The following is a 22,406-nucleotide window of genomic DNA, read 5'->3' on the forward strand; positions in this document are numbered from 1 at the left end:
TCCCTCCCGCGGCGCCCTCATCCCTCCATGATGGCCGACCGTCGCCGCAGCGCGCGGGCAAGCGCCACGCCGGCGGCGATCCCGAGCAGGTCGGCCACCGCGTCCAGCGGGTCGGCCTCGCGCTGCGGCGCCACCCAGCCCTGGAGCGGCTCGCTGACGAGCGCGTGCACGACGAGGGCGACCAGGACCCACCTGGCCCCGAGGAGGGTGGCCAGGGCCGCCGGCGCCGCGAACATCAGGAGGTGGCCGACCTTGTCCAGGCCGGGCAGCCCGGTGTCGGGGCCCGGCACCGTCGGGGCGTAGAGCCCGGCGACCTGCAGCGCCAGCGCCGCGACCAGGAGCACCTGGCCCAGCGCCCGGAGACGCCCTCGGGCGCGGGCCTGCGGCCCGGTCGCGGCGGTCAGGGCGTGCGCTCCTGGCGGGCGCGGGCCGCGGTCTCCACCGCCCGCGCGACGGCGGTCGTCGCCTCCTGGTTGAAGACGCTGGGGATGATGTAGGTCGGGTTGAGCTCGTCGGCGTGGACGACGTCGGCCAGGGCTGCGGCGGCCGCGAGCAGCATCTCGTCGTCGATGTGGTCGCTGCGGGCGTCGAGCAGGCCGCGGAAGACGCCGGGGAAGACCAGCACGTTGTTGATCTGGTTGGCGAAGTCGCTGCGGCCGGTGGCCACGACCGTCGCGTGCCGCCCGGCCTCGACCGGGTCGACCTCGGGCACCGGGTTGGCCATCGCGAAGACGATGGCGTCCTCGTTCATCGTCGCGATGTCGTCTCCGGTGAGGATGTTGCCCGCCGAGACGCCGATGAAGACGTCGGCCCCGACGAGCGCGTCCTTGAGGGTGCCCGTCTCCAGGGCCAGGTTGGTCTGGCTGGCGATCCAGGCGAGGTTGCCGTTGTTGCCGCGCACGACGTCCTCGCGGCGCGAGTGGATGATGCCGTCGACGTCGGCGACGACGAGGTCGCGGGCACCGGCACGCAGCAGCAGGCGGATGATCGCCGACCCGGCGGCACCTGCGCCCGACATGACGATCTTGACGTCGGCCAGCTCCTTGCCGACGACCCGCAGCGCGTTCTTCAGCGCGGCGAGCGCGACGATCGCGGTGCCGTGCTGGTCGTCGTGGAAGACCGGGATGTCGAGCTCCTCGCGCAGCCGCGCCTCGATGTGGAAGCAGCGCGGGGCGGAGATGTCCTCGAGGTTGATGCCTGCGAAGCCGGGCGCGAGCGCCTTGACGATGCGGACGATCTCGTCGGCGTCGTGGGCGTCGAGGCAGATCGGGAAGGCGTCGATGTCGGCGAACCGCTTGAAGAGCGCCGCCTTGCCCTCCATCACCGGCAGCGCGGCGAGGGGGCCGATGTTGCCCAGGCCCAGCACGGCGGTGCCGTCGGTCACCACGGCGACCGTGTTGCGCTTGATCGTCAGCGTCCGGGCGTCGGCGGGGTTCTGGGCGATGGCCTGGCAGATCTTGGCCACGCCCGGGGTGTAGACGAGGGACAGGTCGTCGCGATTGCGGATCGGCAGCCGCGAACGCACCTCGAGCTTGCCGCCGAGGTGCGCCAGGAAGGTGCGGTCGCTGACGCGCCCGATCTCCACGCCGTCCACCGTGCTGATCGCCTCGACCACCTCCGCGGCGTGGTCGGTGCCGTGCGTGGCGATCGTCAGGTCCGCCTGGAGTCGCTCCGTGCCCGACTCGCTGATGTCGACGGCGGTCACCATGCCGCCGACCTCGGCCACGGCGGTCGTGATCTCGCTGACGGCGGTCACGCGGGCGGGCAGCTCGAGACGGACGGTGATGGAGTTGCTGACGGAGGGCACGGGAGACATGACCCCATTGTTTCCGATGGAGAGGCCCGTGCCGGCCACGGTGCCCTCCCCCGTCGTGTCGGGTCAGTCCTCCCAGCGCAGCACCGTGTCGCACCAGCGCCGCAGCAGCTCCTCGTCGTGGGAGGCCACGAGCACCCCGCACCCGGTGGCGTGCTGGTGCCGGTGGACCGCCGACAGCACGTCGACGGCGGTCGCGGCGTCGACCATCGAGGTCGGCTCGTCGAGCAGCAGGTAGTCGGGGTCGAGCGCGAGCGCCCGCGCGACCACCACCCGCTGCAGCTGGCCGCCGGAGACCTCGTCGGGACGGCGGCCGGCGAGGTCGGGCGGGAGACCGACGCGGGCCAGCAGGTCGACGACCGCGCCCTCGGGGACGCTGGCCCGCCGGCGCCCTCGCTCTTGTCGGCCCGCCAGCCGCAGCGGCTCGGCGACGATCTGCCCCACCGTCCAGCGGGGGTCGACGGCGCCGCGGGGGTCCTGGGCGACGTAGCCGATGCGGCGCCGGACCCGCGCCGGCACGGCATACCCCCAGCCCTTCAGGGGTATGCCGTCGAGCACGACGGCGCCGGAGCGCGGCGGGTGCAGGAGGGCGAGGGTGCGCAGCAGCGTGGTCTTGCCCGATCCGGACGGCGCCATCAGGCCGGTGGTGCGGTCGCGTGGCACGGCGAGCGAGAGGTCGCGCAGCACGACGCGGTCGGCGCCGCGCACGACGGTGAGCCGATCGACGCGCAGCTCCCGCCCGGTCGGGGCGGCGGCCAGCGCCTCCCGGGCCGTGCGGTGCGGCACCTGCCGGTGGGCCGCCGTCCGGGCGCGGGCGACGAGCCGGTCCGCGTCGCCGGACTCGACGGTGCGGCCGGCGTCGAGCACGACCACCTCGTCGGCGACCTGCTCGGCCAGCGCCAGGTCGTGGGTGACGGCCAGCACGGCCCGGCCCTCCTCGTGCGCGAGACGGCTCAGCAGCTGGCCGGCGGCGCGGGCGCGGGCCGCGTCGAGCCCGGCGGTCGGCTCGTCGGCGAGGACGAGGGCCGGGTCGCCGAGGAGCGAGAGGGCGTTGGAGACCCGCTGGGCCTGCCCGCCCGAGAGCTGGGAGGGCAGGCGGCGCCACCAGGCGGGTTCGACCTCGTGCCGCCGCGAGGCCGCCGTCACGAGGTCCTGGACGGCGCGTGGGTCGGAGGCGTGGACACGGGCCTTCTCGCGCAGGTGCGCGCCCACCGAGAGCACGGGGGTGAGCGTGGCGACCGGCGCCTGGGGCAGCCAGGCGACGGTCCGGCCCCGGAGGCGCTCCCGCTCCGCCGTGCCGGCGTGCAGCAGGTCGCACGTCTCGTCCGTGCCGTGCCAGCGGGCGCCGCCCCGCACCAGGGCGCCGGGCGGCAGCATCCCGAGCAGGGCCGCGAGGGTGGTGGACTTCCCGGCCCCGCTGGGTCCGAGCAGGACGACCACCCGGCCCGGCGGCACCCGCAGGTCGACCTCGTGCAGCACCGTCGACCAGCCCGACCGCGGGTCCGGCAGCGCGACGCCGAGCCGCTCCACGACCAGCCCGTCGGGGGTGCGCCCGGGTCCGTGGGGATCCGCCGGCCCGGTCATGCGCGACCCACCGAGCGCGGGCGCACCCGCTCGGCCACGAGGAAGACGAGCAGGCTCAGGCCCACGAGCACCAGCCCCGGGAGCACGGCCGGCCACCACGCCCCGGCCAGCACGGCGGTGCGGGACTGCTCGATGATCGTCCCGAGCGAGGTGCGGTCGTCTCCCAGACCGAGGCCGAGGAAGCTCAGCGCCGACTCGTGCATGATGGCGTGCGGGACCATGAGGACCGTCGCGAGCAGCACCCGCCCGGCGACGTGCGGGAGCTGGTGGTGCACGAGCACGGAGCGGCGGGAGGCCCCGGCGCCGACGGCGGCCTCCACGAAGCCCGCGGTGGACAGGGCGAGCAGCTCGGCGCGCACCAGCCGGGCCGTCGTGGTCCAGTGCGTCACCGCGATGCTGATCACCACGCTCGTCAGCGAGGGACCCAGCATGGCCACCACGACGATGCCCAGCACCAGGTGCGGCAGCGCGTTGACGCCGTCGACGACCCGCATGAGCAGGGCGTCGGCTCCCCCGCCACCGCGACGGGCCAGGGCGCCGGCCGCGCCACCCACGAGCGTCCCGAGCACGGCGGCCGAGACCGCGGCCGCCAGCCCGACGAGGAGGGAGACGCGGGCGCCGGCGAGGCTGCGGGTCAGGAGGTCGCGGCCGGCCTGGTCGGTGCCGAAGGGATGCTCCCCCGACGGCGGGAGCAGGGCGTGGGCGAAGTCGGCCCGGTGCGCCTCTCCTCCGGGGAGGAGGACCACGAGCGCCAGGACGACCAGGCCGGCCGCCACCGCGACGCGGGCGCCGCGAAGCCGGCCAGGGGGCGTGCGACCCCGGGCGAGCCGGTCCCACGGTCGGCCGTGGTCGGGGACGGGTGCCCAGGTGCCGGGCTCAGCCATCGGCGGCTCCCACCCTCGGGTCGACCAGCCGGTAGACGACGTCGGCAGCCAGGTTGCCGAGGACGACCAGCACCGTCGTGACCACGGTCAACGCCGCCAGCAGGGCGAAGTCGAGCCGCAGCGCGGACTCGACCGTCGCGGCCGCGACGCCGGGCCAGCTGAAGACGGCCTCGACGAGCACGGCCCCGGTGACGAGCTCGGGCACCCGCACCCCGACGACGGTCACCAGGGGCAGGAGGGCGGGCCGCACGGCGTGCGCGAGCAGCACCCGACGCTCCGGGACCCCGCGCGCCCAGGCCCCGCGCACCGCGGGGCCGGCTAGCGCGTCGCGCGTGGCGTCCCGGACGACGAGGGCGAACCAGGGCAGCTGCGAGAGGGCCAGCACGCCCACCGGCAGGACGGCGTGCCGCAGCACGTCACCGACCGCGACCCCGTCCGCACCGGGGGTCGTGGCCCCGCCGGTGGGCAGCAGACCCCACCGCACCGCGACCAGCCACACCGCCACCAGGCCGAGCCAGAACGGCGGCGCGGCCTGCAGCGCGAGCAGCCCCGGGCCGAGCACCCTGTCGGCGAGGCTGCCGGGGCGGGTGCCCAGGAAGGCACCCAGGGCCAGCCCGGTGGCCACCGCCAGGGCGAGCGCCGCGGCCATGAGGCCGAGGGTCCAGGGCAGCCGCTGGGCGAGCACGGTGGCGACCGGGGCCCGCTGGCTGGTCGAGGCACCCAGGTCTCCGGTGAGGACCTGCCCCCACCACTCGAGCCAGCGGCCGAGCTGGCCGGCGTCCTCGTAGCGGGCCCGCATCTCCTCGAGGGTGGGGCCGTCCATGGTCAGCGCCCGTTCCCCCAGCAGCGCCAGCACGGGGTCGAAGGGTGCCGACTGGGCGAGCACGAACATCAACAGCGTGACGGCCGCGACGAGCACCGGCAGCGCGGCCAGGCGCCACGCGACGAGGCGCAGCAGCGGGCGCCGCGGGCTCAGGGCGCCGTCCACGCCTGCAGGTTCCACCACGGCCCGCCCTGCAGGCCGTGCTCGTGCGGCTCGACCAGGTCGACGTCGTAGCCGTCCCAGACCCCGGCGCGGATGACGTAGTCGTGCTCGACGTGGACGAGGAAGATCCAGGGCAGGTCCTGCGCGAGCTGCTCCTGCACCTCGGCGTAGGCGGCGGCCCGCTCCTGCGGATCCAGGCTCGCGCGGCCGCGCTCGAGAGCCTCGTCGACGACCGGCGAGACGTAGCCGCCGGGGTTGTCGAAGCCGACGAAGGCACGCGAGGAGTGGAAGAGGGGATACATGGCGAGATCGCCGTCGTAGGGGTTGCCGGAGCCGTAGACCAGCGCGTCGGTGCGCATCCGCGGCTCGATCGCCTCCCACGACAGCCCCTCGGGGCGGACGTCGAGGCCGAGGTCGGCCGCCTGGTCCTGCACCTCGAGGGCGATGTTCTGCCGCAGGGTGTCTCCGGCGGGATACATCAGCGGGAACGAGGCACGCAGGCCGTCGCGGGCCCGGACACCGTCAGGCCCCTCGGACCAGCCGGCCTCCTCGAGGATCCGGCGCGCGGCCTCCCGGTCGGGCTCGACCTCGAGGGCCGGCGAGTAGTCCGCGGCCTCCGGCGGCAGGGGTCCGTGTGCCGCGCGCCCGGCGCCCGCGAGAGCACCGTCGACGACGGCCTGCCGGTCCAGGCCCAGGTGCAGGGCGTGACGGACGGCGGGGTCGGAGGTCACGGGTCCGGCCTCGGGCAGCACCAGCGCGCGGAAGTCGGCGGTGTCGCGGCGCACCACCTCGAAGGCCGGGTCGTCCTCGAACCTCGCCAGGGCCTGAGGCGGCAGGACGGCAGCGTCCACCTCGCCGGCGGCGAGCCGGGCGGCGCGGGCGGCGTCGTCGGGGGCGAAGACGAAGGTGGCCCGCCGGACCTCGGGCACGTCTCCCCAGTAGTCGTCGACGGCGGCCAGCACCAACCGCTCCCCCGGGCGCCAGTCCTCGACGCGGTAGGGGCCCGTTCCCACCGGGATCTGCCCCCGGCCCGAGGACAGGGCCTGCGGGGTCAGGCGCGCGGCCGGGACGATGCCGAGCACGGTCGCGGTGAGGAAGGAGGCCTGCGGGTGCTCCAGGGTGAAGCGAACCGTCCGTGCGTCCGGCGCCTCGACCGCCGCGAGCGCCGTCAGGTCCGCGGCCACCGGGGAGCCGAGGGCGGGGTCGAGCGCCGCCTCGTAGGTGGCGACCACGTCCGCCGCCGTCAGGGGCGACCCGTCGTGGAAGGTGACCCCCTCGCGCAGCTCGAAGGTCCAGGTGAGGCCGTCGCCCGAGACGTCGGGCAGGTCGGCCGCGAGCAGCGGCACGGGCTGCAGGTCGGCGTCTAGGGCCACGAGACCCTCCACCACCTTGCCGTCGCCCCAACGGGCGGCGCCGAGAACGGGGTTGAGGGTGTCGGGCTCGCCTGCCAGCGCGACGACCACGCTGGTCGCGTCGCCGGGGCCGGCCGACCCGTCCTCCTGGCCCCCGGAAGGCCCGGCCCCCGGGTCCACGCAGGCACCGAGCAGCAGCACGGCAGCCAGCGCCGCCCCCAGCGTGCGCCTGCGGGTCGTCGGCCTGCGGGTCTGGTCGGTCCTCATCGCCGGACATCCTCTCACCGGGCCAGGGACGGCATGGAAGGAATCCGGGGCCCGCGGCGTTGGCACCCGCATGAGCACGCAAGAGCTGACCGTGGAGAACTTCGAGGAGACCGTCACCGGCAACGACATCGTGCTGGTCGACTGGTGGGCCGACTGGTGCGGTCCCTGCAAGATGTTCGCCCCGGTCTACGAGAAGGCGGCCGAGCAGCACGCCGACGTCGTCTTCGGCAAGGTGGACACCGAGGCCCAGCAGGCGCTGGCCGCCGGCGCGCAGATCACCTCGATCCCGACCATCATGGCGTTCAAGGAGGGCATGCTGGTGTTCCGCCAGTCCGGTGCCCTCCCGGCCCGTGACCTCGACTCGGTCATCGAGCAGGTCAAGGCCCTCGACATGGACGACGTGCGCGCCCGGATGGAGCAGCAGGCCTCGCAGGCCTGACCGACTCCATACCCCGCGGACACCGACCCCGTCACCCAGACCGGTGACGGGGTCCGGCTGTGCTCGGGGGCGGAGCGGACCGGACACGATCACGACGAGACGAGGAGGGGCCGGGTGGCCGCCGACCTGAGACGCCAGGTGCACAACATCGGGCGACGCCGCGCCTGGGCGATCTGGGCCGTGGGCCTGTCGATCTACACCCTCGCCGTCTTCCACCGGACCTCCCTGTCCGTGGCTGGCATCATCGCCGCCGAGCGCTTCGACATCTCCGCCAGCCAGCTGTCGACCTTCACCGTCCTGCAGCTGGCCGTCTACGCCGCCATGCAGATCCCGGTCGGCGTCCTGCTGGACCGCTTCGGCTCCCGACGGCTCATGCTCGTCGGTCTGACGCTGATGACCGTCGGGCAGTTCGGCTTCGCCCTCGCCGGCACCTTCGAGGCCGGCGTCGCCGCCCGCGTCCTGCTGGGCTGCGGCGATGCGATGATCTTCACCAGCCTGCTGCGCCTCATCGCGCTGTGGTTCCGCGTCAAGCAGGCCCCCATGGTCACCCAGTTCACGAGCATGGTCGGCCAGCTGGGCGCGGTCGCGGCCGCCACCCCGCTCGCCGCGGCGCTCGCGACCTTCGGCTGGGCCTGGTCCTACGGCGTCTCGGCCGGCATGGGCGTCGTGCTCGGCATCTTCCTGCTGCTCGTGGTACGCGACTCCCCCTACACCGGCGAGTCCGTCGAGCGGATCAAGATCGGCGCGCTCACCAGGACGATGGCCGAGGTCTGGGGCAACCCGGGGACGCGGCTCGGCCTCTGGGTGCACTTCTCCTCCCAGTTCGGGCCCACCGTCTTCACGATGCTCTGGGGCTATCCCTTCCTCCTCGCCCAGGGCATGAGCTCGACCGCCGCCAGCAGCATGCTCATCCTCATGACCGCCACGGCGATGGTCGCCGGGCCGTTCATCGGCATCCTCACCAGCCGCATCCCCTACCACCGGTCGACGATCGTGCTCGTCCTCGTCGGGGCGATCGCCACGGTCTGGGCCGTGACGCTCCTGTGGCCAGGACCGGCGCCAGTGTGGCTGCTCGTCCTGCTCGTCATGATCACCGCCATCGGCGGCCCGGGCTCGATGGTCAGCTTCGACCTCGCCCGGACCTTCCACCCCTCCGAGCGCTACGGCCGGGCGACCGGGATGATCAACGTCGGCGGCTTCGTCGCGTCGCTGAGCACGATCGGGCTCATCGGGTTCGTGCTGGACCGGCTCGCCCCGGAGGGCCCGAGCACCTACACGCTGGACGACTTCCGGATCGCGATGGCGGTGCAGTTCCCGTTCTGGGCGATCGGCGCCCTCCAGCTGCTGCGCTACCGCCGCAAGGGGCGCGAGCTCATCGCCGAGCACCCGGGGGCCATGGAGGCGCTCCGCGGTGGCGAGGCCATCGTGCCCGGGCTGTCCCTCCCGGCCGAGCCGCCGGCGGACCTCGGGACCGGTCGGCAGGACGAGGACCCGGACGAGCCCGCCGCGCCGCCACAGGGCGACGATCGGACGTAGCGACATATCGACATACCGGGCCTGGGAAACGATGCCCGGCATCACAGATGGATATGTCTGAGGTATTGATGACCGCCTCCTGACGGGTCAGACTTCAGGGCACCTGCACCTCGGGGGAGGCTGTGTCTGTGGGTATCGACGTTGTTATCCATCACAGGAGGTCCATCCGTATGTCGTTCGCTTCCGTCGCGCCGTCCCCGGCCCGCAAGCGCATGGCGCTGACCCTCGCCGCGGTGCTCGCCGCGTCCGGTCTCGCCACCCTCTCCATGCCCGCCCAGTCCGAGGCGCGCCCGCTCGAGGCCAGCTGCGGCAACCTGCCCGGCAAGAAGGTCAACGAGTCCTTCCTGACCTCGGCCGAGGTCGTCGACTCGCTGCGCAAGATCGAGAAGAACAGCAAGGGCCGCCTCGACCTCGACGTGGCCGGCTACACCAACAACGGCAAGCCGATCCACACCGCTCGCGTCGGCGAGGGCGACACGGTCGTCTTCATCGAGAGCCAGATCCACGGCAACGAGCCGCACGGCACCGTCGCCCTGCTCGAGGTCCTCAAGACGCTGACCAACGACTCCAAGCGCTCGGCGGAGATCCGCAAGGCCGTCACCGTGGTCGCGCTCCCGCAGCTCAACGGCGACGGCGCGGACCTGCAGCAGCGCCAGAACTCGATGACCTGGGCCGACGTGGTCGAGGACTTCCCGCAGCTGGCCGGCGCGCCGCGCGCGTGGAACTTCAACACCGCCAACGGCGGCTTCGACGTCAACCGCGACTTCCACCCCGACCTCGACTTCGTCCCGCAGGCGAGCGACTTCCCGGGCAACAGCGCGTCCACCGGCTGGTACATCACGCCCGAGGCCCGCACCTCCCGCGACGTCTACAAGGCGCTGGAGCAGGAGTTCGGCACCGTCGACATCTTCGTCGACCTGCACAACCAGGGCCCGTGCTACACCGACGACGCGCTCGAGGACTACAGCACGCTGTCGATCTCGGCCCGCTTCATCGCCGACCCGACCCAGTTCGGCGACTGGCCGAAGTTCGACTACGACGCCTCGCGTCGCGTCAACGTCGCGGTCTACGACGCCCTGCAGGGCAACAACTCCCCGCAGAGCAAGGTGACGCTCTACCCGCAGAACACCAACCTGCCGGGCACCGCGCTGGGCGCCTTCGCCCTCCGCGGCAGTGCCACCATCCTCTTCGAGACCATCGGCATGACCCAGACGACGGCCCAGAAGATGAACGGCCAGCTGGCCAAGCAGGTCGAGACCGGCCTCACCGCCATCCTCGACTCCGTCACCGACGGCACGCTGGACGACATCGACCCGGAGCGCTACGAGCTCATCCCCGAGCGTCGCAACGTCCCGCGCAACTGATCCCCCGGTCGGGGCCGCGCCCCTGACCAGGACACCGACCCCGGTGCCGTCCTCCCGCGGACGGCACCGGGGTCGCTCCGTCCCCCCTCCCCGGATCCGCCCGTGAGCACCGCCGTCGCGCGTATCCTCGGGGACGTCCCCGCCGACCGGCGGGGCCAGATCGTGCCGAGGAGGGTCGCCGTGGGCGCTGGCGAGCAGGGACGCCGACCGGCGGAGCCGCTGCCGGTCTCCCGGCTGCGCCCGGCCTACCAGCAGGTCGCCGACCAGCTCCGCGAGCTCATCCTCGGCGGCTCGCTCTCCCCCGGCGACCGGCTGCCCAACGAGGCGGACCTGTGCGCGAGCTTCGGGGTGAGCCGTTCCACCATCCGGGAGGCCATCCGCGTGCTGTCCTCGCGCGGCCTCGTCTACACCCTGCGCGGGACGACGGGTGGCACCTTCGTCAACCGGATCCGCGGCGAGGACGTCAGCGACTACCTCGAGGCGAGCATCGGCATGATGTCCGGCGCCCAGGACATCACGCTGGAGAACATCATCGAGGCGCGGCTCATCCTGGAGATCCCCGCCGCCCGGCTGGCTGCCGAACGGCGGACCGAGGAGGACCTGGAGGGGATGAGCGCCGGGCTGCTCATGGAGGCGGGAGAGCCCGACTGGCTGCGCAAGACGGTGGGCCAGCGCTCCTTCCACTCCTCCCTCGTGGCCGCCAGCGGCAACGAGGTGCTCCAGGTCCTGGCGGACCCGCTGCTGGCCGTCCTCGCCTCCATCCTCAAGCCCCCGGCGCTCGAGCCGGAGACCGTGCAGGCCGTGCACGCGGACCACGTCGAGATCACCGAGGCGGTGCGGCGGCAGGATCCCGACGCCGCCGAGGACGCCGCCCGCCGCCACCTCGAGCGCCTCGCCGAGCTCTACCGCAGCGCCTGAGCGAGACCGTGGTCGTGGCGCACCAGCCCGGCGTGGTCGGCGAGCTCCCACACGGTCGACGGATTCCTCCTACGGCGCGTAGTATCAGGCGGAAGGCAGCTTCGTCGGAGTGGTCGCCGGACCCGCCGTCGGCACCCGGGAGCAGGCTTGAGGAGAGGACGCACCATGAAGGCACTCGTCTACCACGGACCTGGTCAGAAAGCCTGGGAGGAGGTCCCGGACCCGGTCCTGCAGGACCCCACCGACGCGATCGTCAAGGTCGAGACCACGACCATCTGCGGCACCGACCTCCACATCCTCAAGGGTGACGTGCCCGCGGTCACCGACGGCCGGATCCTGGGCCACGAGGGTGTCGGCGTCGTGACCGAGGTCGGAGAGGCCTGCACCAGGGTCAAGGTCGGCGACCGCGTGATCATCTCCTGCATCAGCAAGTGCATGGAGTGCGACTACTGCAAGGAAGGCCTGACCTCCCACTGCCAGACCCTCGGCGGCATCGGCTGGATCTTCGGCCACCTCATCGACGGCACCCAGGCCGAGTACGTCCGCGTGCCGTTCGCGGACAACGGCCTCATCCCGCTGCCCGAGGGCGTCACGGCCGAGCAGGGGGCGATGCTCTCGGACATCCTGCCCACCGGCTTCGAGATCGGCGTGCAGTACGGCCAGGTCTCCGACGGTGACGTCGTCGCCGTCATCGGCGCCGGCCCGGTCGGGCTCGCGGCGATCATGACCGCCGCGTCGTCCGGGGCCTCCAAGGTCATCGCGGTCGACGGCAACAAGTTCCGGCTGGAGGCCGCACGCGAGTTCGGCGCCACCGACACGCTCGAGGCCGGCCCGGACGTCGTGGACGAGCTGAAGGCCATGAGCCGCGGCGGCCTGGGCGTCGACGTCGCCATCGAGGCCGTCGGCATCCCGGCGACCTTCGCCACCTGCCTCGACGCGATCCGCCCTGGCGGCCACGTGGCCAACGTCGGCGTGCACGGCGCTCCGGTCAGCTTCCCGATCGAGCGCGACTGGATCAACAACATCACCGTCACGACCGGCCTGGTCAACGCCACGACCACCGAGCAGCTGCTGGCCGACATCACCACCGGGAAGATCGCGCCGGAGAAGTTCGTCACCCACCGCTTCACCTTCGACGAGTGGGAGCAGGCCTACGACACCTTCTCGCGGGCGGCGGACGAGCACGCGCTCAAGGTCATCGTGACCGCCTGACCCGCTCCGTCCCCGGGACGTGCCGATCCGGCCACCCCGTCGGCGGGGTCCTGCCCGAGCTGGCCCCGGACCCCGCCGACGCCACCGCGGCACCCGCCGACGGCGCCAGGCCAAGGACGAAGGCCGGACCTACCCCACGTAGGTCCGGCCTCGCCCTGCTGGTTCCGGCGAGCGGCCTCGTGCCAGCGACGGGACACCGGGTCAGGCTCAGCTGCCCGTGCCCCGGCCGTTCGGGCGGTAGATGTGCGCCACCCCGGGGCGCGGCACGGGGTCGCCAAGATAGGGGTAGGAGCTCGGCAGGCCGTCCCCGGGGTGCTGGACGCAGATCAGCACCGAGCGGTCGGTCCATTCCACGACGGGTCCGCAGCACTCGGCGCCCGCGGGCACCGAGAGGAACTGCTGCACCTTGCCCTTGTCCGGGCCGTCGGTCGGCATGAGGAACATGCCGTCGCACGTTCCCAGCGTGCCCGGTGCACCGTCGGTGGAGATCCAGAGGTGGTCGGGCTCGCTGTCGAAGGCCACGTTGTCCGGGCAGCTGATCGGGCTGACCAGGCGGCGGTCGAAGCCGTTGAAGTAGGTGGTCGGGTCGTTCGGCTGGCCGGCCAGCAGCACGATCCGCCAGGAGAACTCGAGGGCCGCCGCGTCGTTGCCGGCCTCGCGCCACTCGATGATGTGCCCGTGCTTGTTGCTGGCCCGCGGGTTTGCCTCGTCGATCTCGGCCGGACGGCGGCTGGTGTTGTTGGTCAACGCGAGGTAGACGTGGCCGGTGTGCGGGTTGGGCTCCACGTCCTCGGGCCGGTCCATCTTGGTGGGGCCCACGAGGTCAGCCGCCTGCCGTGTCCACGTGAGGACCTCGGCCACGGACCAGCCGGGCACGTGCGAGGTGCCGTCGACCACCAGCGGCAGCCACACCCCGGTGCCGTCCCACTCACCGTCGCCCAGACCGTCCCCGTCGAACCGCGCGACGTAGAGGTCGCCCTCCGACAGCAGTGTCTTGTTGTGGGCCTTGTCGCCCTTGCGGTAGGTGCCCTTGGACACGAACTTGTAGACGTAGTCGTAGCGCTCGTCGTCGCCCATGTAGGCGACCGCCCGGCCGTCCGTCGCGATCCGGATGGTGGCGCCCTCGTGCTTGAAACGTCCCAGGGCCGTGTGCTTCACCGGCGTCGAGGTCGGGTCGTCGGCGTCCACCTCCACGATCCAGCCGAACCGGTTCACCTCGTTGGGCTCGCTACTGACCATGAACCGCCCGTCGGCGCGCTCCCAACCCCGCCCGGAGGACTGTATGCCGTACCGGGCCAGCCTGCCGTCGGGGTCGGCGGTTCCGGTGGTGTTGAAGTACTGGTTGAAGTTCTCCTCACCGGACAAGGACGTGCCCCATGGGGTCTCGCCACCGGCGCAGTTGTTCAGCGTGCCCAGCACGGTCCGTCCGCTCGGGTCAGCGCTGGTGCGCATCCACTCCGCCCCCGCGGCTGGGCCGTCAACGTGGAACGGGGTCCAGGCGTGGATGCGCCGGTTGCGGGCGCCGTGGCGGTCGTACGTCCAGGGCGCGAACTGGCCCTGGCGTCGCACCTCCACGATCGTCATACCGTGCGCGGCCATCTCGATGGCGGCCTGCTCGGCGGTGGGCCCGTTCGCCTCGTCGTAGTCGGGGAACATCAGCTCGGGGTTGGTGTACTCGTTGTTGAAGATGAGCAGACCCTTGTTGGCGGCGTTGTTGCCCGCACCCCCTCGGCGCAGCGCGAGGTAGTCGGCGTTGTAGCCGGCCTGCCTCTTCTGTGCCTCGACGGACTGGTTGTGCACGTCGAAGTCGGGGGCGCCCGGCTCGACCGGGTCGCCCCAGGAGATGACCGGCGTCCAGGCGTAGCCCTCGGGCACCACGACGTCGTCGACGTGGTTGGGGGTCGGCGCGATCGGCTCGAAGCCCGCCATCGTGGGCTTCCCCCTGCCAGGGGCGGCGTAGGCGTTCTCGGCGGTGCTCCAGGCGAGAGTGCTGATGAGCGCCGCGCCGGCGGCGCCCCGCACCACCGAGCGCCGGGAGACGGCGGCCGCGATCATGTCACCGAAGTAGCTGTTCGCGGAGGTGTTGGGCACCGGATGGGCACACTGGTTGCCGCAGCGGTACAGGCAGGTCTTGGCGCTGCGGTTGGTCACGTGCTCACCGACCGCGGTCAGCGACAGCATCGAGCGTCGGGTCGTGGGAGTCGACACGTTCACGTCCTTCTCGTCGTTCTGGGCAAGGCCCCGCGGGTGGGACCCGTGGCGTCACGGACGTTAGGGCGCACAGGTGATCGGACGGGCGACACCCAGGTGAACCCCGCGCGGCAGTGCAGTGAACCGTTGCCCGAGCAGTGCGGGCTCGCGGGCGCCGCCCTCCACGCGGCCGGGTGTGCCAGTTCCCTGACAGGCCCTGAAGGGGACTCTGCTCACTCCTGCGCACATTAGGTTGATGGACGATCTTCGATGTGGGCCTACGCTGGTGCCATGACACAGGTTCAGGGGTCGGTGGTCTCGGTGAACGACGAGTGCTGCGCTGGGGCCGACTGCGAGCTGATGCCCAAGCACGAGGCCGAGGAGCTTGCCACCGTGCTGCGGGCGCTGGCCGACCCGACGCGGGTGCGGTTGCTGCAGTACCTGGCCGAGTCCGCGTTGGGGACGGCCTGCGCGTGCCACCTGCCGGACGCGCTGGGGATCACTCAGCCGACGTTGTCCCACCACATGCGCAAGTTGCACGATGCCGGGCTGGTGGAGCGCGAGCGGCGAGGTCGTTGGGTTCACTACACGGTGCGGCCCGAAGCGCTGGCCCGGGTGCGCAGCTTCCTCGACCTTCCGGTGAGCGGTGTCCGAGAGCGCTGCTGCTGAGACTGTCGCCCTCGAGACACCACTAGTCGGTGGCGGGCTGCCCGAGTGACTCGATGAGCAGGGTGACGCGCTGGCGGATCTGGTCGCGGATCGGGCGGACGCCCTCGATTCCCTGGCCGGCCGGGTCTTCCAGCTCCCAGTCCTCGTAGCGCTTGCCAGGGTAGATGGGGCAGGTGTCTCCGCATCCCATCGTGATGACGACGTCGGAGGCGCGGACGGCGGAGTCGCTGAGCAGCTTTGGCTGCTCGGCAGACATGTCGATGCCCTCCTCGGCCATCGCGGCCACCGCGGCCGGGTTGACCTGGTCGGCGGGGGCGGAGCCGGCCGAGAGGACCTCGATCTCACCTCCCGAGAGGTGCTTGAGGTAGGCGGCGGCCATCTGGGAGCGGCCGGCGTTGTGGACGCAGACGAACAGGACGGTGGGCTTGTCGGACATGGGTTCAGCCTCTCGGTCGGTGGGTGGTGTCGGGATCTTCGGGGAACGCGCGGTGGACGGCCCGGCGGGCCCACTGGCCCACGCCGATCAGGGTGGCCGAGGCCAGGCCGCACCAGTCGCCGTAGCCGACGAAGGCGAGGCGGGGATCGGCTGCGAACGGGCCATCGGTGTTCGGGACGCCGTTCGTGCGGCGCAGCCCCAGCGGGGAAAGGTGAGCCAGCGCGGGCCGGAAGCCGGTGCACCAGACGACGGTGTCGACCTTCTGGGTGGTGCCGTCGGCCCAGGTGATGCCGTCGCTCGTGAACCGCGCGAACATCGGGGTGCGCCGCAGCGCTCCGGCGTCACGGGCGGCGCGGACGGGCGGGACCGCGACGATGTCGCCGAGGCCGCCGACGCCCTCGCCCTGGCCGCGTGCACGCAGGGTGGCCACCCGGAAGAGCTCGCGGCCGTCGACGTCATCGGGCAGGAAGCGTGGGGGGCGCAGGGTGCACCAGGTCACGTGCGCGTGGGGGGCCAGGTCGGCGGCGACCTGGGCTCCCGAGTTGCCACCGCCGACGACGACCACGCGCTGCCCGGCGTAACGCTCGGGCGACCGGTAGGCCGCGGAATGCACCTGGTTGCCGCAGAACGCCCCGGCGCCGGGGTAGGTGGGGACGAAGGGTCGCGACCAGGTGCCGGTGGCGTTGAGGACAGCCGCAGCGTGCCAGGTGCCGCGTGAGGTCCTCACGGTGAAGCCGTTCTCGGCATGCTCGACCGCGGTGACCCGCTCCCCCCGCCGGACCGGTATGTCGTAACGCTGCTCGTAGCGCGCGAGGTAGTCGACCACGTGCGCGGCGTCGGGATAACCCTCATCGGCAGGCGGGGGCATGGGCCATCCGGGCAGGGAGGAGTAGGCGGCCGGGGAGAAGAGACGCAGCGAGTCCCAGGTGTGCAGCCACGCCCCGCCCGGGCGGGCCTGGTCGTCGAGCACGACGTGCTCGATGCCCCGGCGGCGCAGGTAGAACGCCGTCGCGAGACCGGCCTGACCGCCGCCGACGACCAGTGCGCGGACCTGCTGCGCAGAGCGCTCGGTCATGCCTGCGGTCGCAGCCCCAGCTGCCTGCCCAGGGCGGCGACCCGGGCCGCGATGTCGTCACGCACCAGCCGCATACGATCGGCGCCCTCGATCCCACGTCGGGACGGCTCGTCGGTGACCCACCGTTGAACCGGTGTGCTGCTCGTCTCGAGCTCGACCTCCTCGCCCAGCAGGACCACCAGGTCGGCCTTCTCGACCATCGCGGGGTCGACCGGCTTGGGGTGCTCCCCGGCGGTGCTGGCGCCCACCTGCTCCAGCGCCGCGACCGACTCGATGTTCAGGGCCCTGCCGGGCCGGGTGCCGGCGGACAGCACCCGCACCGCGGGGCCGTACCTGTGGCGCATGAGGGCGGCGGCCATCTGCGACTTGCCGCCGTTCTTGACGCAGACGAACAGGACCGTGGGGATCCGGGACACGAGGGCGGCCTCTCCGGACGGGCCGTGGGTGGGTGCCGTCACAGGTCGAGCTCGCGCAGCAGTGCGGTGACGCGGCCCTGGATCTGGTCGCGGATGTCGCGGACAACCTCGATGCTCTGCCCGGCGGGGTCGGGCACGTCCCAGTCCTCGTACCGCTTTCCGGGGAGGACCGGGCAGCTGTCGCCGCAGCCCATCGTGACGATGACGTCTGCGGCGCGAACCACGTCGTCGGACAGCGGCTTGGGGAACGCCTCCCGCAGGTCGATCCCGCGCTCGGCGAGGACCTGCACCACGACGGGGTTGATCTCACCGGTGGGCGCGGAGCCGGCCGAGCGCACGTGCACCTTGAGGGGGGCCAGGTGCGCGGCGAGGGCGGCGGCCATCTGCGAGCGGCCGGCGTTGTGGACGCAGACGAACAGCAGCTCGGGCACGGTCTTGACGATGCGGCCGCCGGCCTGCGCGGCGGCGGTGAGCCGCTGGCGCGCCAGGCGGGCGGTCAGCACCGGAAGGTACGTCGGGATGCGCGAAACCGCGGTGAGCTCGGACCAGGCGACCTCGACCGCGCGGCGCACCTCCGCAGCGGTGAATGTGCCCTCGAAGGCGTAGGTCAGGTCCTGGACGATCTGTCCCACGGCATCGTCGCGGTCGCCGGGGGCCATGGCTGTCTCAGGGGTGGGTGCGGACATCGGCGGGGACCTCCGAGGAGAAGAAGCGGTCGCGCAGGGCGAGGGAGACGTAGACCAGGCCGACCAGGACGGGCACCTCGATGAGCGGTCCCACGACGCCCGCGAGGGCCTGGCCGGAGGTGACTCCGAAGGTGGCGATCGCGACCGCGATGGCCAGCTCGAAGTTGTTGCCGGCCGCGGTGAAGGCGAGTGTGGTCGTGCGCGCGTACGACATACCCAGGATCTTGCCCAGGGCGAAGCCGGCGCCCCACATCAGGGCGAAGTAGAGCAGCAGCGGCACGGCCATGCGGGCCACGTCCAGCGGCTGGGAGGTGATCCGGTCACCCTGCAGGGCGAAGAGCAGCACGATCGTGAAGAGCAGCCCGCGCAGCGCCCACGGGCTGACGGCGGGAAGGAAGCGCTCCTCGTACCACGCGCGCCCCTTGGCCCTCTCCCCCCAGACCCGGGACAGGAAGCCCGCCAGCAGCGGGATCCCCAGGAAGATCAGCACCGACTTCGCGATCTGCCAGGCGGAGACGTCGAGGGCGGCCTGGTCCAGTCCCAGCCAGCCGGGCAGCACGGACAGGTAGAACCAGCCCAGACCGGCGAACGCGACGACCTGGAAGACCGAGTTGAGCGCGACCAGCACGGCGGCCGCCTCACGGTCGCCGCAGGCCAGGTCGTTCCAGATGATCACCATCGCGATGCACCTGGCCAGGCCGACGATGATCAGCCCGGTGCGGTACTCCGGCAGGTCGGCCAGAAAGATCCACGCCAGCGCGAACATCAGTGCCGGACCGACCAGCCAGTTGAGGACCAGGGAGCTGACCAGCATCCTCCGGTCGGCGACCACGGTGTCGAGCCGGTCGTATCGGACCTTGGCCAGCACCGGGTACATCATCACCAGCAGGCCGAGGGCGATCGGCAGCGATACACCGTCGACCTCCACGGCCCCCAGCCAGTCGTCCAGCCCCGGGACCAGCCGGCCCAGGAGCAGCCCGACCAGCATCGCCGCGCCGATCCACACGGGCAGGTACTTGTCGGTTGTGGACAGATGGGCGGTCGACGGGCTCGCAACCTGGTTGCGCGCAGTGGGAGTGGCCCGGCTCATCGTGATCCAATCTATGGACGAAGATCGATGCGGCCATGGTGGCGGCCACATAGACGAATGTCAATCAGAGGTCCGAGGTGGGCCATCTCGTGGCCCGGCGCCCGGCGCTTCGCCCGGTCAGGATCCTGCGGCCAGCGTCTCGCGGAGCGACTCGATGGCCGCCGGGACGGCGGCGTACCAGACGTTGGTGCCTCGCCGCTCGCTGGTGACCAGCCCCGCCTCGCGCAGGATCTTGAGGTGGTGGCTGACCGTGGGCTGGCTCTTGCCGACCGGTTCGACCAGGTCGCAGGCGCACACGGCACCGTCGGTGCTGGTGGCCAGCAGGCTCAGGAGGCGCAGACGCACCGGGTCGCCCAGCGCCGCAAACCGGCGGGCGAGCTCAGCGGCCTCCCCCGCACCCAGCGTCGTCGCCCGCAGCGGAGCGCAGCACTGCGCCACCTCCGGCTGGGCAGGGACGACGGGCGAGGCGGGGACGGGACCCGACATGACGGCTGCTCCTTCATTGACATCTATCAATATTGGATGCACGATGCACTTCATCGACAGACGTCGATAATAGGCCAATCGACCGGCGGCGTCGCCAGGAGGCAACACACCATCATGAGCACTGCTATCCGTGAGGACCACCCCGTCGTCGTCATCGGCGCCGGGCCGGTGGGTCTGGCCGCCGCCGCGCACCTGGCCGACCGGGGAATGCCGTTCCTGGTCCTCGAGGCCGGGGACGACGTCGGTGCCGCCGTCTCCGAGTGGGGGCACATCCGCACCTTCACGCCGTGGCAGTACATCGTCGACGCCACGGCGGAAGAACTGCTCGCACCGACCGGCTGGGCCCGCCCGTCCACCCCGGTCCCACCCACAGGTGCGGAGCTGGTGGAGCACTACCTGCGCCCTCTCCCCGCGGAGCTACAGTCCCGTGGCGTCATGGAACCCGTGTCGTCGCTCCGCGTTTCCGGTCCCGCTTCAGGCTGGTCGGGCGAGTCCGGGTGCTGTCCAGTCACCATCTGATGGACCGGTCCTGTTCACCTCGGTGTCACCCGGTGGGAACGCGCGCTACCTAGTGTCCTGGGCGTGACTCTCACCCTCTGGCCTCACCGTCCTCTCCGTACTCGTGCTGCCCGCTCGGTTCTCGTCCTGTGTCTCCTTGGCGGGCTTGCCGCCTCCCCGGCCGTCGCCGGGGTCGTGCCCGCGCCCGTGCGCCACTCGGCGCCGGACGCGGCCTTCACCCTGGACCCGGTCGGCAGCTTCGAGACCGGTGTGTTCGACGCGTCCGCGGCGGAGATCGTCGCCTGGTACGCCGAAGACGAGCGCACCCTGGTCGTCAACGCGCGCACCGGCACGGTGGACATGCTGGATGTCGCCGACCCGACGAACCCGGTCAAGGTGGCCGAGGTCTCCGCCGTCGGACTCACGGCCGCCGACGGGTCCGTGGTGCCCGAGGGGACCGTTGCCAACTCGGTCGCCGTCCGCGCCGACGGGCTCGCGGTCGTCGCCCTGGAGGCCCCGCAGAAGACCGACGAGGGCTGGCTGCTCGTCGCGGACATCCGGGAGCAGGAGCCGGTGGTCCTGGGCGCCTACCGCGTCGGGGCACTGCCGGACATGGTCACCCTGACCCCCCGCGGGGACCGTGCGCTGGTCGCCAACGAGGGCGAGCCGACGGACGACTACCGCATCGACCCCGAGGGCAGCGTCTCCGTGGTGACCCTGCCCAAGCAGTTGACCAACCGTGGCCGCTCGGCCCAGCACGGGACCGCCGCGATCACCCAGGACGCGGTAGCCACCGCGGACTTCCGCGCCTTCGAGGGCGACGCCCTGCCCGAGGGCGTGCGTGTCTTCGGCGGCAGGGAGGACGCAGGCACGGGGACCCCGGCGTTCCCCGTGTCGGAGAACCTCGAGCCGGAGTACATCACCGTCTCCCAGGACGGCCGCACCGCGTGGGTGTCGCTGCAGGAAGCCAACACCCTCGCGGTCCTCGACGTCCGGACCGCCACGGTGACCGACCTGCTGCCGTTGGGGACGGTGGACCGACGTGAGGTCGCCTTCGACCCCTCCGACCGTGACGGCGGGATCAACCTCGGCACCTGGCCGGTCCAGGGGTACCGGCTGCCGGACGCGATCGACTCCTATCGGGTGCGCGGCACCGACTACGTGATCACCGCCAACGAGGGCGACGCCCGCGACTACGACGCCTACTCCGAGGAGGCGCGCGTCAAAGACCTGGGTCAGGACGGCCTACCCCCGGTCTGCGAGGGTGTCGCCGAGCAGGCGGGCATGAGCGTGGAGCAGCTGCAGGCCGACGCGAACCTCGGCCGCCTCAACATCACCCTGGCCCAGGGCCTGGAGGAGGAGGCCGGCTGCTACGCCGAGCTGTTCACCTACGGGACCCGGGGCTTCTCCATCTTCGACGGCCAGGGCGCCCTCGTCTTCGACTCCGGCTCTCAGTTCGAGGAGAACATCGCCGAGGCCGTCCCGGAGTTCTTCAACTCCAACCACTCCGAGACCAACCTCGAGGGCCGCTCGGATGACAAGGGCCCCGAGCCCGAGGGCCTGGTCCTGGGTGAGGTCGACGGGCGGACCTACGCGTTCATCGGCCTGGAGCGCATCGGCGGTGTCATGGTCTACGACGTCACCGTCCCCGCAGAAGCGTCCTTCGTCACCTACGTCAACAACCGCGACTTCTCGGTCTCGGTCGAAGACGCCCAGGACGTGGACGCAGCACTCGCAGCCGCCGGTGACCTCGGCGCCGAGGGCCTGGCCTTCGTCCCGGCCGCTGAGTCGCCCACCGGGTCACCCCTGCTCATTGTGGCCAACGAGGTGTCCGGCACGACGACCTTCTTCGAGGTCACCGACCTGCGTTGAACAACCACGGGTGGGCCGGCCACGGCAGTATTGTCGCGGTGGCCCGACCCCGCCCAGGAGGTGGGCGGCGGCGTCGGTCAGGGAAGGAGGCCCACGCGTGCCTCCTCAGTGGCTGGCGAACGTGTAACCCAGGCCGCGCACGATGACGATGTGCTGCGGTGCGGCTGGGTCCGGCTCGATCTTGGCGCGCAGGCGTTTGATGTGGACGTCGAGGGCCTTGGTGTCGCCGGCGTAGTCGCTGCCCCAGACCTGGTCGGTGAGCTGCCCTCGCTGTCACTGCCCATCCCCCGGCAGCCCGCGCGATGACCCATCGGGTTCTTTCACGCGTTAGTTACCCGCCGCGCCCGAAGCACAATCCTGTGACAGCTGCGTGCGCGCGGAACCTGGGCATCCTGCTCGACACGGCGGCCGCCACGGCGACTTATACACATGCCGAGATCCGCGCCGTTGCGCGGATCTCGGCCACGTTGAAGGGGTACTGCACAGCGTGAGACACGTTCGTGGAGGTGGCGGGAAACGCACCTACATCGCTCTCATCTGCAGCGTCGGACGGCGTGCGTGCGTCGTGTCAGTTCTGTGACAGTCTCCTTACGCCCCTCTGCTCACTTTGCACCAAGTGTCCCTGACAGAGACG

General features: G+C 72.1%; 21 protein-coding genes and 1 pseudogene. 8 read left to right on the forward strand and 14 right to left on the reverse strand.

What is annotated here, in order from left to right; translation table 11 throughout:
* Positions 1-17: 17 nt before the first annotated feature.
* The 6 genes from FB476_RS11025 to FB476_RS11050 form a co-directional block, all read right to left on the reverse strand.
* Complete coding sequence (locus tag FB476_RS11025; RefSeq protein ID WP_141818792.1) at positions 18-344, reverse strand: VanZ family protein; 327 nt, start codon at positions 342-344, stop codon at positions 18-20.
* Between the two features lie 56 nt (positions 345-400).
* Complete coding sequence (locus FB476_RS11030; protein ID WP_141818793.1) at positions 401-1,816, reverse strand: NAD-dependent malic enzyme; 1,416 nt, start codon at positions 1,814-1,816, stop codon at positions 401-403.
* 63 nt (positions 1,817-1,879) lie between these two features.
* Positions 1,880-3,397, reverse strand: coding sequence for an ABC transporter ATP-binding protein (locus FB476_RS11035; protein WP_141818794.1), 1,518 nt, complete (start codon positions 3,395-3,397; stop codon positions 1,880-1,882).
* Positions 3,394-4,281 (reverse strand): ABC transporter permease, encoded by an 888-nt coding sequence (locus FB476_RS11040; protein ID WP_141818795.1) that lies wholly within the window; start codon positions 4,279-4,281, stop codon positions 3,394-3,396. Before FB476_RS11040 ends, FB476_RS11035 begins: the two co-directional genes overlap by 4 nt.
* Positions 4,274-5,269 (reverse strand): ABC transporter permease, encoded by a 996-nt coding sequence (locus FB476_RS11045; protein WP_238329673.1) that lies wholly within the window; start codon positions 5,267-5,269, stop codon positions 4,274-4,276. Before FB476_RS11045 ends, FB476_RS11040 begins: the two co-directional genes overlap by 8 nt.
* Positions 5,254-6,885 (reverse strand): ABC transporter substrate-binding protein, encoded by a 1,632-nt coding sequence (locus FB476_RS11050; protein WP_141818796.1) that lies wholly within the window; start codon positions 6,883-6,885, stop codon positions 5,254-5,256. The genes FB476_RS11045 and FB476_RS11050 overlap by 16 nt, the downstream gene beginning before the upstream one ends.
* A 70-nt stretch (positions 6,886-6,955) precedes the next feature.
* On the opposite strand from FB476_RS11050, the gene trxA reads away from it, so the two are divergent.
* The 5 genes from trxA to FB476_RS11075 all read left to right on the forward strand — a co-directional run bounded on the left by trxA (position 6,956) and on the right by FB476_RS11075 (position 12,354).
* The gene (trxA, locus tag FB476_RS11055; RefSeq protein ID WP_141818797.1) at positions 6,956-7,324 is read left to right on the forward strand and encodes a thioredoxin; all 369 of its coding nucleotides are present in this window, start codon (positions 6,956-6,958) and stop codon (positions 7,322-7,324) included.
* Positions 7,325-7,438: 114 nt separating this feature from the next.
* Positions 7,439-8,860, forward strand: a complete 1,422-nt coding sequence (locus tag FB476_RS11060; protein ID WP_141818798.1) for an MFS transporter — start codon at positions 7,439-7,441, stop codon at positions 8,858-8,860.
* 170 nt (positions 8,861-9,030) lie between these two features.
* Complete coding sequence (locus FB476_RS11065; RefSeq protein WP_238329674.1) at positions 9,031-10,224, forward strand: M14 family zinc carboxypeptidase; 1,194 nt, start codon at positions 9,031-9,033, stop codon at positions 10,222-10,224.
* 102 nt (positions 10,225-10,326) lie between these two features.
* On the forward strand, positions 10,327-11,142 hold the full coding sequence (locus FB476_RS11070) for a FadR/GntR family transcriptional regulator (RefSeq protein WP_141818799.1): 816 nt from the start codon (positions 10,327-10,329) through the stop codon (positions 11,140-11,142).
* Positions 11,143-11,307: 165 nt separating this feature from the next.
* Complete coding sequence (locus FB476_RS11075; protein ID WP_141818800.1) at positions 11,308-12,354, forward strand: zinc-dependent alcohol dehydrogenase family protein; 1,047 nt, start codon at positions 11,308-11,310, stop codon at positions 12,352-12,354.
* Positions 12,355-12,561: 207 nt separating this feature from the next.
* On the opposite strand, the gene FB476_RS11080 is transcribed toward FB476_RS11075, so the two are convergent.
* Entirely contained in the window at positions 12,562-14,562 is a 2,001-nt protein-coding gene (locus FB476_RS11080; RefSeq protein WP_238329675.1) for a PhoX family protein, read from the reverse strand.
* A gap of 273 nt (positions 14,563-14,835) precedes the next feature.
* On the opposite strand from FB476_RS11080, the gene FB476_RS11085 reads away from it, so the two are divergent.
* Complete coding sequence (locus tag FB476_RS11085) at positions 14,836-15,213, forward strand: ArsR/SmtB family transcription factor (protein WP_141818801.1); 378 nt, start codon at positions 14,836-14,838, stop codon at positions 15,211-15,213.
* 22 nt (positions 15,214-15,235) lie between these two features.
* On the opposite strand, the gene FB476_RS11090 is transcribed toward FB476_RS11085, so the two are convergent.
* The 6 genes from FB476_RS11090 to FB476_RS11115 all read right to left on the reverse strand — a co-directional run bounded on the left by FB476_RS11090 (position 15,236) and on the right by FB476_RS11115 (position 19,402).
* Positions 15,236-15,649 (reverse strand): arsenate reductase ArsC, encoded by a 414-nt coding sequence (locus FB476_RS11090; RefSeq protein ID WP_141818802.1) that lies wholly within the window; start codon positions 15,647-15,649, stop codon positions 15,236-15,238.
* A gap of 4 nt (positions 15,650-15,653) precedes the next feature.
* On the reverse strand, positions 15,654-16,724 hold the full coding sequence (locus tag FB476_RS11095; protein ID WP_141818803.1) for an ArsO family NAD(P)H-dependent flavin-containing monooxygenase: 1,071 nt from the start codon (positions 16,722-16,724) through the stop codon (positions 15,654-15,656).
* Positions 16,721-17,182, reverse strand: a complete 462-nt coding sequence (locus FB476_RS11100; RefSeq protein ID WP_337678351.1) for an arsenate-mycothiol transferase ArsC — start codon at positions 17,180-17,182, stop codon at positions 16,721-16,723. Before FB476_RS11100 ends, FB476_RS11095 begins: the two co-directional genes overlap by 4 nt.
* Positions 17,179-17,826, reverse strand: coding sequence for an arsenate reductase ArsC (locus FB476_RS11105; protein ID WP_141818804.1), 648 nt, complete (start codon positions 17,824-17,826; stop codon positions 17,179-17,181). The genes FB476_RS11100 and FB476_RS11105 overlap by 4 nt, the downstream gene beginning before the upstream one ends.
* Positions 17,807-18,916, reverse strand: coding sequence for an ACR3 family arsenite efflux transporter (arsB, locus tag FB476_RS11110; RefSeq protein WP_141818805.1), 1,110 nt, complete (start codon positions 18,914-18,916; stop codon positions 17,807-17,809). The genes FB476_RS11105 and arsB overlap by 20 nt, the downstream gene beginning before the upstream one ends.
* Before the next feature lie 117 nt (positions 18,917-19,033).
* Complete coding sequence (locus FB476_RS11115) at positions 19,034-19,402, reverse strand: ArsR/SmtB family transcription factor (RefSeq protein ID WP_141818806.1); 369 nt, start codon at positions 19,400-19,402, stop codon at positions 19,034-19,036.
* A 114-nt stretch (positions 19,403-19,516) separates the two neighbouring features.
* Between FB476_RS11115 and FB476_RS11120 the strand changes: the two genes are divergently transcribed.
* Entirely contained in the window at positions 19,517-19,921 is a 405-nt protein-coding gene (locus FB476_RS11120) for an FAD-dependent oxidoreductase (RefSeq protein WP_141818807.1), read from the forward strand.
* A 174-nt stretch (positions 19,922-20,095) separates the two neighbouring features.
* Positions 20,096-21,772: a choice-of-anchor I family protein gene (locus FB476_RS11125; protein ID WP_238329676.1), complete on the forward strand. Its 1,677-nt coding sequence runs from the start codon at positions 20,096-20,098 to the stop codon at positions 21,770-21,772.
* A 105-nt stretch (positions 21,773-21,877) separates the two neighbouring features.
* Here FB476_RS11125 and FB476_RS11130 read toward each other — a convergent pair.
* Positions 21,878-22,042 (reverse strand): annotated as a pseudogene (locus tag FB476_RS11130) (winged helix-turn-helix domain-containing protein); the annotation flags it as partial.
* Positions 22,043-22,406 lie beyond the last annotated feature (364 nt).

The sequence above is a fragment of the Ornithinimicrobium humiphilum genome, assembly GCF_006716885.1.
Classification (GTDB): Bacteria; Actinomycetota; Actinomycetes; order Actinomycetales; family Dermatophilaceae; genus Ornithinicoccus; species Ornithinicoccus humiphilus.